The sequence below is a fragment of the Rhodoferax sp. genome (assembly GCF_034519335.1).
Taxonomy (GTDB): Bacteria; Pseudomonadota; Gammaproteobacteria; order Burkholderiales; family Burkholderiaceae_C; genus Allorhodoferax.
Genome location: NZ_JAXHOL010000025.1, coordinates 48848 through 63032 on the forward strand (window position 1 = coordinate 48848; position 14185 = coordinate 63032).

Annotated in this window: 13 protein-coding genes and 1 pseudogene; 6 read left to right on the top strand and 8 right to left on the bottom strand. The window is 64.3% G+C overall.

Annotation, left to right across the window (positions count from 1 at the left end; translation table 11 throughout):
- Positions 1–48: 48 nt before the first annotated feature.
- Positions 49–1272 carry a D-amino acid dehydrogenase gene (locus U5O12_RS10885; protein ID WP_322578655.1) on the top strand — a complete coding sequence of 408 codons (1224 nt, stop codon included), beginning with the start codon at positions 49–51 and terminating at the stop codon, positions 1270–1272.
- 39 nt (positions 1273–1311) lie between these two features.
- A pseudogene (locus tag U5O12_RS10890) lies at positions 1312–2701 on the top strand (L-serine ammonia-lyase).
- Between the two features lie 183 nt (positions 2702–2884).
- Here the strand turns inward: U5O12_RS10890 and U5O12_RS10895 are convergent.
- From U5O12_RS10895 to U5O12_RS10915, 5 genes are all read right to left on the bottom strand, one after another.
- Entirely contained in the window at positions 2885–3319 is a 435-nt protein-coding gene (locus tag U5O12_RS10895) for a hypothetical protein (protein WP_322578656.1), read from the bottom strand.
- A 179-nt stretch (positions 3320–3498) separates the two neighbouring features.
- Positions 3499–4632, bottom strand: a complete 1134-nt coding sequence (locus U5O12_RS10900; protein ID WP_322578657.1) for a methyl-accepting chemotaxis protein — start codon at positions 4630–4632, stop codon at positions 3499–3501.
- Positions 4633–4709: 77 nt separating this feature from the next.
- A complete protein-coding gene (ybaL, locus tag U5O12_RS10905) occupies positions 4710–6422 on the bottom strand; it encodes a YbaL family putative K(+) efflux transporter (RefSeq protein ID WP_322578658.1) in 1713 nt (570 codons plus the stop codon).
- Positions 6423–6428: 6 nt separating this feature from the next.
- Positions 6429–6977, bottom strand: coding sequence for a helix-turn-helix domain-containing protein (locus U5O12_RS10910; RefSeq protein WP_322578659.1), 549 nt, complete (start codon positions 6975–6977; stop codon positions 6429–6431).
- A gap of 201 nt (positions 6978–7178) precedes the next feature.
- Entirely contained in the window at positions 7179–7958 is a 780-nt protein-coding gene (locus U5O12_RS10915) for a class III extradiol ring-cleavage dioxygenase (RefSeq protein WP_322578660.1), read from the bottom strand.
- A gap of 140 nt (positions 7959–8098) precedes the next feature.
- Here U5O12_RS10915 and U5O12_RS10920 point away from each other — a divergent pair, with 140 nt between their 5' ends.
- The 3 genes from U5O12_RS10920 to U5O12_RS10930 all read left to right on the top strand — a co-directional run bounded on the left by U5O12_RS10920 (position 8099) and on the right by U5O12_RS10930 (position 10953).
- A complete protein-coding gene (locus U5O12_RS10920; RefSeq protein ID WP_322578661.1) occupies positions 8099–9184 on the top strand; it encodes an ionic transporter y4hA in 1086 nt (361 codons plus the stop codon).
- A gap of 22 nt (positions 9185–9206) precedes the next feature.
- Positions 9207–10109, top strand: coding sequence for a LysR family transcriptional regulator (locus U5O12_RS10925; RefSeq protein WP_322578662.1), 903 nt, complete (start codon positions 9207–9209; stop codon positions 10107–10109).
- Between the two features lie 94 nt (positions 10110–10203).
- The gene (locus U5O12_RS10930) at positions 10204–10953 is read left to right on the top strand and encodes a transporter substrate-binding domain-containing protein (protein ID WP_322578663.1); all 750 of its coding nucleotides are present in this window, start codon (positions 10204–10206) and stop codon (positions 10951–10953) included.
- Here the strand turns inward: U5O12_RS10930 and nudK are convergent.
- Positions 10950–11573, bottom strand: coding sequence for a GDP-mannose pyrophosphatase NudK (nudK, locus tag U5O12_RS10935; RefSeq protein ID WP_322578664.1), 624 nt, complete (start codon positions 11571–11573; stop codon positions 10950–10952). The genes U5O12_RS10930 and nudK overlap by 4 nt on opposite strands.
- 69 nt (positions 11574–11642) lie before the next feature.
- Here nudK and U5O12_RS10940 point away from each other — a divergent pair, with 69 nt between their 5' ends.
- Positions 11643–12401: a DeoR/GlpR family DNA-binding transcription regulator gene (locus U5O12_RS10940; protein WP_322578665.1), complete on the top strand. Its 759-nt coding sequence runs from the start codon at positions 11643–11645 to the stop codon at positions 12399–12401.
- Positions 12402–12505: 104 nt separating this feature from the next.
- Here U5O12_RS10940 and aroQ read toward each other — a convergent pair whose 3' ends face one another.
- Together aroQ and U5O12_RS10950 are read right to left on the bottom strand one after the other, a co-directional pair.
- Positions 12506–12952: a type II 3-dehydroquinate dehydratase gene (gene aroQ / locus U5O12_RS10945; RefSeq protein WP_322578666.1), complete on the bottom strand. Its 447-nt coding sequence runs from the start codon at positions 12950–12952 to the stop codon at positions 12506–12508.
- A gap of 24 nt (positions 12953–12976) precedes the next feature.
- Positions 12977–14185, bottom strand: a complete 1209-nt coding sequence (locus U5O12_RS10950; protein ID WP_322578667.1) for an MFS transporter — start codon at positions 14183–14185, stop codon at positions 12977–12979.

The window sequence follows — 14185 nt, forward strand, 5'->3', positions numbered from 1 at the left end:
TGGGTGGGCGACTTCTTTGTTTGCGACTGTTCTTTGAGAGAGTGCTTCATGAAACACATAGCCATCATCGGCGGCGGTATCACCGGCGTCACCAGCGCCTACACCCTGGCCAACGCGGGTTACCAGGTCACCCTGATCGAGAAACACCGCTACGCGGGCATGGAAACGTCGTACGCCAACGGCGGCCAGTTGTCGGCGTCCAATGCCGAGGTCTGGACCCACCCCAGCACGATCGTGAAGGGGCTGAAGTGGATGTTCACCAAGGACGCGCCCTTGTTGATGAACCCCACACCCACCTGGCACAAGCTGAGCTGGATGGCCGAGTTTGTGGCCGCTATTCCCCGTTACCGCGACAACACGGAGGCCACCACGCGCCTGGCCATTGCCGCGCGTGAGCACCTGTTTGGCTGGGCTGAGAAGGAAGGCATTGACTTCGACCATAAGCGCAAAGGCATCTTGCACATCTACCGCAACAAGGCGGGCTTTGACCATGCGGGCACCGTGTCCACCATGCTGGCGGCGGGTGGCCTGCCGCGCCGTGCGGTCACGCCCGACGAGATGCGCGCGATCGAGCCCACGCTGCAGGGCCAGTACTACGGCGGTTACTACACCGAGAGCGATTCCACGGGCGACATCCACAAATACACGCACGGCCTGTCACAGGCCTGCGCGCGCCTGGGCGTGACGTTTTTGTATGGCCACCAGGTGCTCAAGGCGTCTGCCGATGGTACGCGGGCGGATCTGGTCTTGCAAAGCGATGCGGGCACCGAGACCCAAACGTTTGACGGTGTGGTGGTGTGCGCCGGTGTGCATGGGCGTGGCATCGCCGCTCAGCTGGGCGACCGCTTGAACATCTACCCGGTCAAGGGCTACTCCATCACCGTGCACCTGAACGACGAAGCCAGCCAGCAGGCCGCACCGCAGGTGAGCCTGCTGGACGACGAGACCAAGCTGGTAACCAGCCGCCTGGGCCAGGACCGCTTCCGCGTGGCGGGCACGGCCGAGTTCAATGGCTTCAACCACGACATCCGCGCCGACCGCATCCGCCCACTGGTGAACTGGGTGAACCAATGCTTCCCCGGCGTGAGCACGCGCCGCGCCGAACCCTGGGCCGGCCTGCGGCCCATGATGCCCAACATGCTGCCGCGCGTGGGTGCGGGCAAAAAAGCCAACGTGTTCTACAACACCGGCCACGGCCACCTGGGCTGGACCCTGTCCGCCATCACCGCGCACCAGTTGGTGGGCCATGTGCAACAGCAACTAGCCGCGTAAACATTTCCAGCGCACACTCCACCAAGAAGGACCCACACCATGGCAGTCTCTGTTTTCGACCTGTTCAAGATCGGCATCGGCCCCAGCAGCTCGCACACCGTGGGGCCCATGCGGGCGGCGCGGCAGTTTGTGGCGCGGCTGCAGCACGCCAACCTGCTGGCGCAGACCGCCACGGTGCGCTGCTGGTTGCATGGCTCCCTGGGCGCCACGGGCAAGGGCCACGCCAGCGATGTGGCGGTGCTGCTGGGCCTGAGCGGCATGGAGCCCGACACGGTGGAGGTGGAGCAGATCGCGCCCACGCTGGCGCAGATCCGCAGCAGCCAGCGCATCACGCTGGGCGGCGTGCACAGCATCGCTTTCCACGAGAAGGACGACCTGCTCTTCATGCGCGCGCCGCTGCCCTTCCATGCCAACGGCATGCGCTTTGTGGCGCTGGACGCGGCAGGCAAGGAGCTGCAGGAGCGCATCTACTACTCGGTGGGCGGCGGCTTTATCGTGAGCGACGAGGTGGCGGCCGATGGCACGCGGCAAAAGGTGATTGCCCCCGACGCCACCGTGCTGCCCCTGCCCTTCACCAGCGGCGAGTCGCTGCTGCAGCTGGCGGTAGCAACACGGCCTGAGCATTGCGCAGATCATGCGCCGCAACGAGCAACATTGGCGCAGCGATGCCGACATCGACGCCGGCCTGCTGCGCATCTGGCAGGTGATGCAAGCCTGCGTGAAGCGCGGCTGCGCCACCGAGGGCGTGTTGCCCGGCGGCTTCAAGGTCAAGCGCCGCGCCAAGGCCCTGCGCGATGCGCTGGTGAGCAAACCCGAGGAAGCGCTGCGCGACCCGCTGCAGGTGCTGGACTGGGTGAACCTCTACGCCCTGGCCGTGAACGAGGAAAACGCCGCCGGGGGCCGCGTGGTCACCGCGCCCACCAACGGTGCGGCCGGCATCATCCCCGCCGTGCTGCACTACTACACGCGCTTTGTGCCCGGCGCGCATGACCAGGGCGTCATCGACTTCCTGCTCACTGCCGCCGCCATCGGCATCCTCTACAAAGAAAACGCCAGCATCAGCGGCGCCGAGGTGGGCTGCCAGGGCGAGGTGGGCGTGGCCTGCAGCATGGCCGCTGCAGCCCTGTGCGCCGTGATGGGCGGCACGCCCGAGCAAGTAGAAAACGCGGCCGAGATCGGCATGGAACACCACCTGGGCCTGACCTGCGACCCGGTGGGCGGGCTGGTGCAAATCCCCTGCATCGAGCGCAACGCCATCGCCTCCGTCAAAGCCATCAACGCCGCCCGCATGGCCCTGCGCGGCGACGGCAGCCACTTCGTCAGCCTGGACAAGGTCATCAAAACCATGCGCGAAACCGGCGCCGATATGAAGACCAAGTACAAGGAAACTGCGCGCGGGGGGTTGGCGGTAAATATTGTGGAGTGCTGAGGCAGCAGGCTGCATGAGCGGCTCCAGGCCTGCCGCAATCAATTGCCAATAGCTGCTTCAAAGGATCGAACTGCTTTGCGTATCGCGGCAACTCAAGTTCTGATTTAGGTCACCTTCAGACTGTTTCCGGCCGTAAGACTCAGTGAACAAGGTATCCCATTGCGGACATTGTCTGAAAGGCTGTCAGGCTACAAGCCCTTTGGGCTTTGAAGCTATCACCTTCTCAATCCAAAACTGTGCCGCTGAAAGGTTGTCGAATGTCTTTGTTTCAAGCAAGTCCGTATACATGGATTCGTAGCGTTTGTAGAGGAAAGAATAGCCCTCCAAGTCTGGCTTTAAAACCCAAGCCAAGGCAACCAGCGCGGAATCTTTTGGCAAAGAGGCTACTGCGTCTCTGCCAGCTTGGAGTACCTCTAGGGAGGTCACCATAGACTCGTGCACGACCGTTATACAACCCCATGGCCCTTTGGCGTTGAGTTCTTCTACGAGGGGTTTTGACAGCCTTGCCGACTCTTGGTGCATTTCAATATTCCAACTGCCCCAACAATGAGCAATCAAGACTTGCCCATCTATTGTGGATTTATATTCACCATGCGCTGGGAATTTGGACTTTGGCATTCTTTGCATTCTATTAACACTTTGCATAGTCAAAAAGCGGTCGTTCACCAACACCCGTAAGCGCCGCATTTCGGCTGTTAATCGCATCCCTCAAGGCACCAAAACGCTCCTAATTCAATAGCTACTCGCGCATACTCCACGAGGGCTAGAGCCTTAAATTATCCCAAACTACGGCGCACTCACACCTTGAACTGATCCACCGCGCTCTGCAGCTTGCGCACGCGCTCGCTCATCGCGGTGGCGGCGCTTGCTGTATGGCCCACTTGCTTGGTGTTGTGGCGGGTTTCGGCCTGCATGTGCACCACGGCCTGGCTGGCTTGCAACACGCTTTGGCTTTGCTGGGCCGATGCTGCAGAGATATCACCCAGCAAATCAGTGACCTGGCGCACGGCGGTGACAATGTCTTGCATGGTGGCGCCAGCGCGGCCCACCAGCTGCGAACCCGCATCCACCTGCTGGGCCGAATGGCTGATAAGGCCGCGGATTTCCTTGGCGGCATCCGCGCTGCGGCCGGCCAGGCTGCGCACCTCGCTGGCCACCACGGCAAAGCCACGGCCCTGCTCACCTGCACGGGCTGCCTCCACCGCCGCGTTCAGCGCCAGGATGTTGGTCTGGAAGGAGACGCCTTCTATCACCGCGATGATGTCCACCACCTTGCGTGAGCTGTCGGTGATGGCGTGCATGGTTTGCACCACCTCGCCCACCACCTCACCGCCGCGCTGGGCAATGCTGGAGGCACTCACCGCCAACGTGCTGGCGCTTTGCGCGCGCTGGGCGTTTTCTTGCACGGTAGCGGTGAGTTCGCTCATGCTGCTTGCGGTGGCGTTGAGTGCGTTGGCTTGCACTTGGGTGTGCTGTAGCAGGTCGGCGCTGGACTGCGCAATGTCTGCCGAAGACGCCGTCAGCGGCTCAGTGCTTTCCTTGATCTGCGTGACCAGGTCGGTGAGCGTGTCTTCCATGGTGCCCATGGCATCCAGCAGGCGGCCAAACTCGCCACCGCGGCTATTTTCAAAGTCGTGGCTCAGGTCGCCCGAGGCCACAGTCTCTGCAATGTGGATGGCGTCGGCCAGCGGAAGCGAAATGCTGCGCACCTGGTTGATGGTGGAGACCACGCCCACCACCACGGCCAGCACCGCCATGACCAGCATGCTGTTCTGTGCGGTGTTCACCTGCGGTTGAAATTGCGATGCTTGCCTGGCCACCGCACCGAGGGCGCTGTAGCCCGTGTAGAGCACGCCCAGCAGAAGCGCAAGAACAGTGGCGGTGGTCAGGGACAGACGGGTACCGACGGACAGGGACTTGAGGGACTGCATGGGCCTCCAATGCGGGTGTGAGAGTTGTGGGCACTACCGCACTGCAGTGTAGCCCCGCCCCAGGCCAGGGCGGCCCCTCAGTGCCGCAACGGCGCCGCTGGTGCCCCCAGCGCCACCAGCCCCAGCACGTGGCCAATCATGGATTTCGCCAACTCTGTTTCGCCCACAAAGACGGTGCCAGCACCGTCGCTTTCCAGGCGCGTGGCTTCTTCGACGTTGTGGCTGCGCACCACCACCGCAATGTGGGGGTTGAGCGTGCGGGCGGTCTCCACCATGCCGCGCACCTGCAGGGTTTCGGGGGTGGCAATGACCAGGGCACGCGCCTCGCGGATATGGGCTTGCACCAGCACCATGGGCTCGGTGGCATCGCCCCATACGGCGGGGATGCCCTGCGCACGCAAAGACTCCACCGCCTCGCGGTTGGACTCGGCCACCACAAAAGGAATGCCGCGCTCAGTCAGTGCGCCGGCAATCAGCTTGCCCACGCGGCCCCAGCCCACCAAGACCACCTGGTTGGCCAGGTACTTGGCCTCGGTGCTCATGGGCAGCTCGGCCAGCGGGTTGGCCGCAAGCTCCAGGCGCGCTGCCAGCTTGGGATGGCGCTGCAGCCACTGCAGCAGCGGCTGCACCGTGCCAAACACCACGGGGTTGAGGGCAATGGAGATCAGTGCACCGGCCAGAATCAAACTGTTCCCCTCCTTGGGCAGCAGGTTCAGCGCCATGCCCAGGCCGGCCAGGATGAAAGAAAACTCCCCCACTTGGGCCAAGCTCGCCGCCACCACCAGCGCCGTGCGCGCCGGGTAGCCCAGCGCCAGCACCAGTGCGGCGGCGGCCAGGGTTTTGCCGAACACGATGACCGCCACCGTGGCCAGCACGTGCAGCGGCTCGTCCACCAGCACCATGGGGTCAAACAACATGCCCACGGACACAAAAAACAGCACCGCAAAAGCGTCTTGCAGCGGTAGCGTTTGCTCTGCCGCGCGCGCGCTGAATTCGGACTCGCGCAGCACCATGCCGGCAAAAAATGCACCGAGCGCAAACGACACACCAAACAAGGCAGCCGAGCCATAGGCAATGCTGACCGCCGCGGCCACCACGCTCAGGGTGAACAGCTCACGCGATCCGGTCTTGGTGACCTGCCAGAGAATCCACGGAAACAGGCGCCGCCCCACCACCAGCATGAAGGCGACAAAGCCCCCCACCTGCGCCAGCGTGATGACAATCGTCATGGCCGTGCTGCGGTCAGTGGCAGCCGCTTTGCCACCCAACGAGGGCGCCAAGGCCGGCAACAAGACCAACACCAGCACCATGGCCAGGTCTTCCACCACCAGCCAGCCAATGGCGATGCGGCCGTCCGCTGCATCGGTCAGGCCCTGGCTTTCCAGCGCCTTGAGCAGCACCACCGTGCTGGCCACCGACAGCGACACGCCAAACACCAAGGCCGCCCCCAACGACCAGCCCCAGAACAACGCCACGCCCGCACCCAGCGCCGTGGCCACCACGATCTGCACGATGGCACCGGGCAAGGCAATCTTGCGTACGGCCATCAGGTCGTCGATGGAGAAATGCAGCCCCACGCCAAACATCAGCAGCATCACGCCCACCTCGGCCAGCTGCGAGGCGATCTGCGCATCGGCCACAAAACCCGGCGTGGCCGGGCCAATCATGATGCCGGCCACCAAATAGCCCACCAGCGCGGGCAGCTTGAGCTTGGCGGCCACAAAACCGAGGATGAGCGCCAGACCAAAACCAGCGGCCAGGGTGGTGATGAGGCTGACAGAGTGTTCCATGGCGTCTCAGGGCGCAGGGTTGGGAGCGTGCGCGTGGGTGCGCAGGTAGTCGTCCACCGCCTGCTTGGCAATGCGGCGGTGGCCGCCCTCGGAGCGGGTGACTTCGCCGAGCTTGCCCTGGTCGCACAGCATGGAGACATAGGGGCGGCTCATGCCCAGTTGAGCCGCCACCTCGGCGGTGGTGAGCAGGTCGCTGGCAGCGTCTGCCCGACGGGCAGGCGCTTGTGCGGGCAGACTGCCGGCCGTCGCTTCCAGCTGGGCCAGGGCGCTCACCAGCTCCATGCGATGGCGCGTGCCGTGGACGGATGTGTCGGTCAAGGCCGAAGTGATACCAAACGCCGCCACCTCAGCCAGCCGTTCGCACACGGCGTCCAGCAGTACGCGCGACTCGCCCGCGTCCGGCGGCAAGGGCAGCTCCAGGCCGGCCACGCGCAACAGCCGGGTTTGCGGACCATCGGCCACCTCCACATGCTGCGCAAACGTGGTTTTGAGCTGCACAAACAGGCCCTGCAAGGTGGGCAGCGGGTTGCCGACGGTAGTGCTGTGTGGGGCCATGGTGTGCGCGCAGTGGCTGCGCCCGGGTTGTTCAGGCCCCTATTTTCACTTGCAAATACGACAAATTCGAAACAATCGAAATAAATCTAAAATTGATTGCCGGACTTAGCAAGCGAAAGCAGGCACTTTTGCTCCTAAATCAGGAGCTATTCACGCAGTATCCACGGCCTCCAAGGCCAATTTGAGCCTTAAAGTGGCCGATCACTGCAAGGTAAACGCATCCATGGCCAGCATGCTGTACATCACTTCGCGGCTCAGGTAGTCGGGCCGGGCATCGGGCCCTGCGGCGCCCAGCGCAAAAAACAGGGGCAGGAAGTGGTCTTCGCTCGGGTGGGCCCGGCTGGCATGGGGCGCCTGGGCCCGGTAGGCCAAGAGCGCATCCAGGTTGCCACTGCTCAGCTTGTCTTCAATCCAGCGGCTGAACTCGGTCACATACGGTGCGACCTCGCGTTCACCCCCAAAAAACTCCGCCAGGTTGTGCGTCATGCTGCCCGAGCCCATGACCAGCACCCCGTGCGCACGCAAGCCCTCCAGGGCCGCGCCCATGGCGTAGACCTCGCGCGGGCCATAGCCCATGGGCAAGGCGACCTGCACCACCGGCACCTTCGCCTGCGGCAGCAGGTGCATCAGGGGCACCCAGGTGCCGTGGTCCAGCGGACGGGTGGCGTCGGGCGCGGCGCTGATCCCGGCCGCCTGCAGCGCGGCAATCACCTCCAGCCCTAGCGCCGGGCTGCCCGGTGCGGGGTAGTTCAGCTGGTACAGCGCGGGCGGAAAACCGCCAAAGTCGTGCCAGGTGCTGGGCTTGGGCGTGGTCATGACCGAAGGGCTGCGCGCCATCCAGTGCGGCGACATGATGACGATGCCGCGCAAGTCGGCCGGCAGCGTGGCACCCCAAGCTGTCAGCGCGGGGCCGGTGGTACCGGCATCCACGGCAAACAGGGGCGCGCCGTGGGAGACAAACAGGCTGGGCAGAGTGGTCATGGCAGAGTCCTTCGGGGTTTTCAAGAGCAATGCCTGCACTGTAAAAGCGCACAAACCAAAGATAAATATGCAAGCTATTGATTCAATGTCCTTGTTTTATTGACAATAGGACCCAACCGCCGTTTTGAAGAAAGCCCCGTATGCACCAGCAAGTCCCCCTCCCCCTTTGGTCTGTGGCCTGGCCCATGGTGGGCTGCCTGTTGTTGGCGGGCAGCATGTTCGGCCTGTCGGGCGGCTGGTGGGTGGCACTGCTGGCCGCCGGGCTGGTGGGCACCGTGCTGTCGGCGGTGCACCATGCCGAGGTCGTGGCGCACAAAGTGGGCGAGCCCTATGGCACGCTGGTGCTGGCGCTGGCGATCACGGTGATCGAGGTGGCGCTGATCGTTTCCATGATGCTGGCCGGCGGCCCCGAGACCACGGCGCTGGCGCGCGACACCGTGTTTGCCGCAGTGATGCTGATTTTGAATGGCATTGTGGGCATGTGCCTGCTGGCGGGCGGCAGCCGCTACCGCGAGCAGACCTTTGGCCAGCTGGGTGTGAGCGCCTCGCTCACCACGCTGGCCGCCATCGCGGTGCTCACGCTGGTGCTGCCCAACTACACCACCAGCGTGATTGGCCCGGTCTACAGCCCCAGCCAGCTGGCCTTTGTGGCCATCGTCTCGCTGGTGCTCTATGGCACCTTTGTGCTGGTGCAAGCGGTGCGCCACCGCGACTACTTTTTGCCCCCCGAGGCCGCCACCAACGAAGAGGTGCATGCACAGCCGCCCAGCGGCAAGCACGCCGCAATCAGCGCCGGCCTGTTGTTGCTGGGCCTGGTGGCGGTAGTGCTGCTGGCCAAGGCACTGGCCCCCACCATTGAAGCCGCCGTGGCTGGCGCGGGCGCCCCCAAGGCGGTGGTCGGCATCATCATTGCCATGGTGGTGCTCTTGCCCGAAGGCCTGGCAGCCTACCGCGCAGCGCGGGCCAACCGTCTGCAAACCAGCCTGAACCTGGCGCTGGGCTCGGCCTTGGCCAGCATCGGCCTCACCATTCCGGCGGTCGCGATCGTATCTTTGGCGACCGGCTGGACGTTGACCCTGGGCTTGGACATCAAGTCCAGCGTGTTGCTGCTGTTGTCGCTGTTCGTCAGCTCACTGTCACTCAGCACCGGGCGCACCACGGTGCTGCAGGGCGTGGTGCACCTGGTGCTGCTGGCCACCTATTTGTTCACCACCATCGTGCCTTAACTCCAGCACAAGGCCCACGCCCATGGACCAGTTTCGCCAGATGCAGGCCTTTGTTGCTGTGGTGCAGGCCGGCAGTTTTGTGCAGGCGGCGCAGCGGCTGGACACCTCCAAGGCCGTGGTCTCGCGCCTGGTGCTGGAGCTGGAGGCGGCCCTCAACACCCGGCTGCTGAACCGCACCACACGCCGCCTCTCGCTCACCGACGCAGGCAGCGACTATGTGGAGCGCTGCCGCCAGATTCTGGAAGACGTGAACGATGCCAACGCGGCGATCAGCTCGGGCACCGGCGTGGTGAGTGGGCGCCTCAAGATCAACGCCCCGCTCACCTTTGGCAATCTGCACCTGGCGCCGCTGTGGGGCGAGTTTTTGAAGCTGCACCCGCAGGTGGAACTGGACATCACACTGACCGACCGCGTGGTGGATCTGGTGGACGAGGGTTATGACATGGCGGTGCGCATTGCGCTGCTGGCCAGCTCGTCGCTGGTGTCGCGCGCGCTGGCACACGACGAAGTGCTGCTGTGCGCCTCGCCCACCTACCTGCGCGCCGCGCCGCCCATCACCACGCTGGACGATGTGGCCCAGCACAGCGTGATGGCCTACTCACTGTGGTCCGGCGGCGATGTGTGGACGCTGACCGATGCGCACGGCCAGCCCCACAGCGTGAGCACCCACCCCCGCTTGCGCGCCAACAGCGGCGACACCTGCCGCGCCGCAGCCCTGGCCGACCAAGGCCTGATTTACCAGCCCGGTTTTTTGGTGGGCGACGATGTGCGCGCGGGCCGTCTGGTGCGTGTCTTGCCAGAGTTGCGCGGACCCACGCTGGGCATCCACGCCGTGTACCCCACGCGCAAACATCTGCCGGGCAAGGTGCGCGCCATGGTGGACTTTTTGGCCGATGCGTTTGAGTTGCCGGCTTGGCGCGCCTGAGTCAGGCTGGCGCAGGGCGGGCATGCCAAAATCGTTGCTAAATACATTTACTTTTGTTGGAATTTTGAACTGCTCCCTCCCACGCTCTCTCTGCATGCCACGGACCGCACTGGCTGGCTTGGCGCTGGTGTTGGGCTGCAGCCAACCCGCATGGGCGGAGAAGGTGGAACTTGCCACGCTGGACTGGCCGCCCTACTCAGGTGCCATTGCACAACAGGGCTTTTTGTCCGTAGTCTTGCGCCAGGCCCTGGCCCACAGCGGCCACACCGTCCATGTGCAGGTCTACCCCTGGAACCGCGCCGTCAAAACTGCGATGGGTGGCGGCGACAAGGTACTGGGCTTTTATTCGGCCTCCCGGCTGGAATGCAGCGCCGCCAAAGGCACCACCTCCGACCCCATTGGCTACTACCAGTTTGGCCTTGCCCTACGCAAAGGCAGCCTGCCGCAGTGGCAAACCGCCAAGGACCTTGAAGGCAAGCGGGTGGGCGTGGTGGAGGGTTATGACAATGGCCCGGCGTTGACCGCGCTCATGGAAAGCAAAACCGTGCAGGCCGATGTGGCCATCAACGACCTGGCCAATCTGCGCAAGGTGCTGGCGCAGCGGGTGGACTATGCGTCGGTCGACCTGCAAGTGTTCAGTTATCTGCAGCGAGAACACAGCTTGTACGGCCTGGAGCTGGCCCAACAACCCACGACCGGCCGGCTGCCGCTGTATGTGTGCTTCAACGCCAGCCCTCGCGCCCAAGCCGTGTTGCAGGCCCTGAATGCGGGCCTCAAGAAAGTGGACATCCAGGCGGTGGCACAGACCTATGTGCGCGCCACCACCGTGGGCAAGCGCCCTTAGGCACGCAAAGCAACCAGCCCCTGCAGCGCCGCGTGCTGCAGCAGCATGATGGTCTTGCCATCCTGAATCTCGCCACTCTGCACCATGGCCAGCGCGGTGGCCAAGGGCAGCTCCAACACCTCAATGTCTTCGCCCTCATGGGCCAGGCCACCACCTTCGCCGGTTTGCTGGTGGCTCTCGTACTCGGCCACAAAGAAGTGCAGCTTCTCCGTCACCGAGCCGGGGCTCATATAGGCCTCAAAGACCTTGCGCGGTGACTCGATCTGAAAGCCGGTTTCCTCCTGCACCTCGCGGCGAATGCAGGCCTCCGGTTCGGCGCCATCGAGCAGTCCCGCGCAGGCCTCGATCAGCATGCCATTGGCATTGCCATTCACAAAGGTCGGCAAGCGAAATTGCCGCGTGAGGATGACCGTGCCGCGCGCGGCATTGAACAGCAGCAGCGTGGCGCCGTTGCCCCGGTCATAGGCCTCACGGCTCAGGCGCTGCCAGCTGCCGTCGCGGCGCTGAAAATCAAACATGACCTTGTTGAGCGTGTACCAGTTGTTGGACAAGAGCTCGGTGCCGACGATGTGCACCGCAGGTGCGGGCGCCAAAGTGGGGGCAGAAACGGACGTGGACATGGAAACCTCTTGAATGAGCAGTATCATGCACTATCACGCAATTTCGTGCAAACACGTGCACCCACATTCATGCTCACCACCCAACGCAAACAGCTGATCCTGCAACGCTTGGCCACCCAGGGCCAGGTGCTGGCCAAGGCACTGGCCGAAGAGCTTGGCACCTCGGAAGACACCATCCGCCGCGACCTGCGCGAGCTGGCGCAAGAGGGCAAGCTGCAGCGCGTGCACGGTGGTGCCCTGCCCGCCTCGGCCGCGGTGGCCGACTTGGGCACGCGCAGCACGGTGTCGCCCGCCGACAAAGTGGCGCTGGGCCGCGCGGGCGCAGCCATGGTCAAGCCCGGGCAGCTGGTGCTGCTGGACGGCGGCACCACCGCGCTGCAGGTGGCGCGTCACCTGGCACCCGACCTGCGCGCCACGGTCGTCACCCACAGCCCCACGGTGGCCGTGGCGCTGGCGCAGCACGCACACATCGAAGTCATCATGCTGGGCGGGCGCCTGTACCGCCACTCCATGGTGAACGTAGGCGCCGCCGTGATCGACGCCGCCACCCGCTACCGCGCTGACCTGTTCTTCATGGGCGTGACTGGCGTGCACCCCGACGCGGGTCTGAGCACGGGCGATGGCGAGGAAGCCGATGTGAAGCGCGCACTGAGCGCGCGTGCGGCGGAGACGGTGGTGCTGGCCTCCAGCGAAAAACTCATGGCCGCGTCAGCGTTTGTGATTGCCCCGGTCAATACACTGGCGGCACTGGTGGTGCCGAGCGGCACGGCTGCGGCGACGGTGCGCGGGTTTAAGAAGCTAGGGGTTTCAGTGCAGACAGCGACGTGAAACGCCGCGAGTTCCGCGTACCAGGCGCGTGAACCACTATTAATTCAATAGCTGCCTGCGCATATTCCACGCGGGCTAGAGGCCTAAAAGGCTCGTAAATCGCCCTACTGCATCCCCGCCAGCCCCGCCACCGCCAGCGCATACCCGTTCACCCCAAACCCCGCCATCACGGCTTTGGCCGCGGGCGAGATGTAGGAATGGTGGCGGAAAGCCTCGCGGGCGTGCACGTTGCTGATGTGCAGTTCGATCAGTGTGATGCCCGTGCCCTTGATGGCGTCGTGCAGGGCCACACTGGTGTGGGTGTAGGCGCCAGCGTTCAGGATCACGCCAGCCAGCTTGCCCTGCGCATGCAAGCGGCCAGCCTCGTGCAGCCAGTCCACCAGCGTGCCTTCGTGGTTGCTTTGGCGGAAGTCCAGTGTGAAGCCGTTGGCCTGGCAGGCGCGTTCGCACAGCGCTTCCACATCGGCCAGCGTTTGCGAGCCGTAGACCTGGGGCTCGCGGGTGCCCAGCAGGTTGAGGTTGGGGCCATTGAGGATGAGCGCTGTTTTCATGAGGACGTCCTTGTAGAAAAACGGTTACGCGGCTGGCAGCGCCGCAGGATGGCGCAATCGCCAGACTTTGTAGGCACAGGCCGTGGCCAACACGGCCATGGCAGATGTGCCCCAGAACACACTGCCTAGCCCCCAGTGCTGGCTGAGCTGGCCGCCCAGCAAACCACCCAACACGCCCGGAATGCCATAGCCCATGATGATGTAGAGCGCCTGGCCCCGCCCGCGCAGGCTGCCCGGAAAGTGGTGCGACACCAGCGCAATGCAGGCGCTGTGGTGCGCTGCAAAGGTGAGCGCATGCAGGGCCTGCGCCAGCACCAGCACCCACAACACCGAAGCCAGCGAGGCGGTCACCCCCATGCGGAACACCATCACCACGGCGCACAGCACCAGCCAACCGGTCAGGCTCACACGGGGCATCCAGCGGCTTTGGGTAAAGAACCAGCCAATTTCTACGGTGACCGACACCGCCCAGAGCAGGCCAATCATGGTTTTGCTGTAGCCCAGCGAGTCCATGTAGAGCGAGAAGAAGGTGTAGATGCCCATGTGCGAGAGCACATGGAAAAACACCGAGGCAAACAGCCAGCGCACCGCCGGTTGCGCCAGCACCGGACCCATGGGCAGGGAGACCGCACCCACTGTGGCGTGGTGCGCCTCTTTCACATCGGGCATGCGGTAGGCAAACACCACCAGCACCACCAGGCTCACGCTCACGATGAGCGGAAAGCTGCCCATGCCCACATGCTCAAACCAGGCCCCGGCGCCCAGCACGGCCAGCATGAAACCGAACGAGCCCCATAGCCGCACGCGGCCATAGAGCTTGGTGTCAAACACCCCGCCCTGGCTCACCACATGGGCCACGGCCGCCTCGGTCATGGGCATCATGCCGCTGGTCTGGGTGAACATCACCAGCAGCACCACGGCCAGCCACCACACACCGCCGTTGAACCACAGCCCGGCCGAGGCGACCAGCGCCGTGAGTGCACCCCAGCGCAAGAGCTTGGCCCGCTCACCGGTGCGGTCGCTCAGCGTGCCCCAGGCATACGGTGCAAACATGCGCGTGGCAGCCTGCACCGAGGTCAGCACACTGATGACCACCAGGCTCAGGCCCAGGTCTTTGAGCCACAGCGGAAGAAAAGGATTGAAGAAGCCCGCGTGGGCGCAGTAGGCCGCCGTCAGCGCGGCGAACGGCATGATCTGGTGGCGCTTGCCAGGCTGCGCCGGAGACGCGGCCAC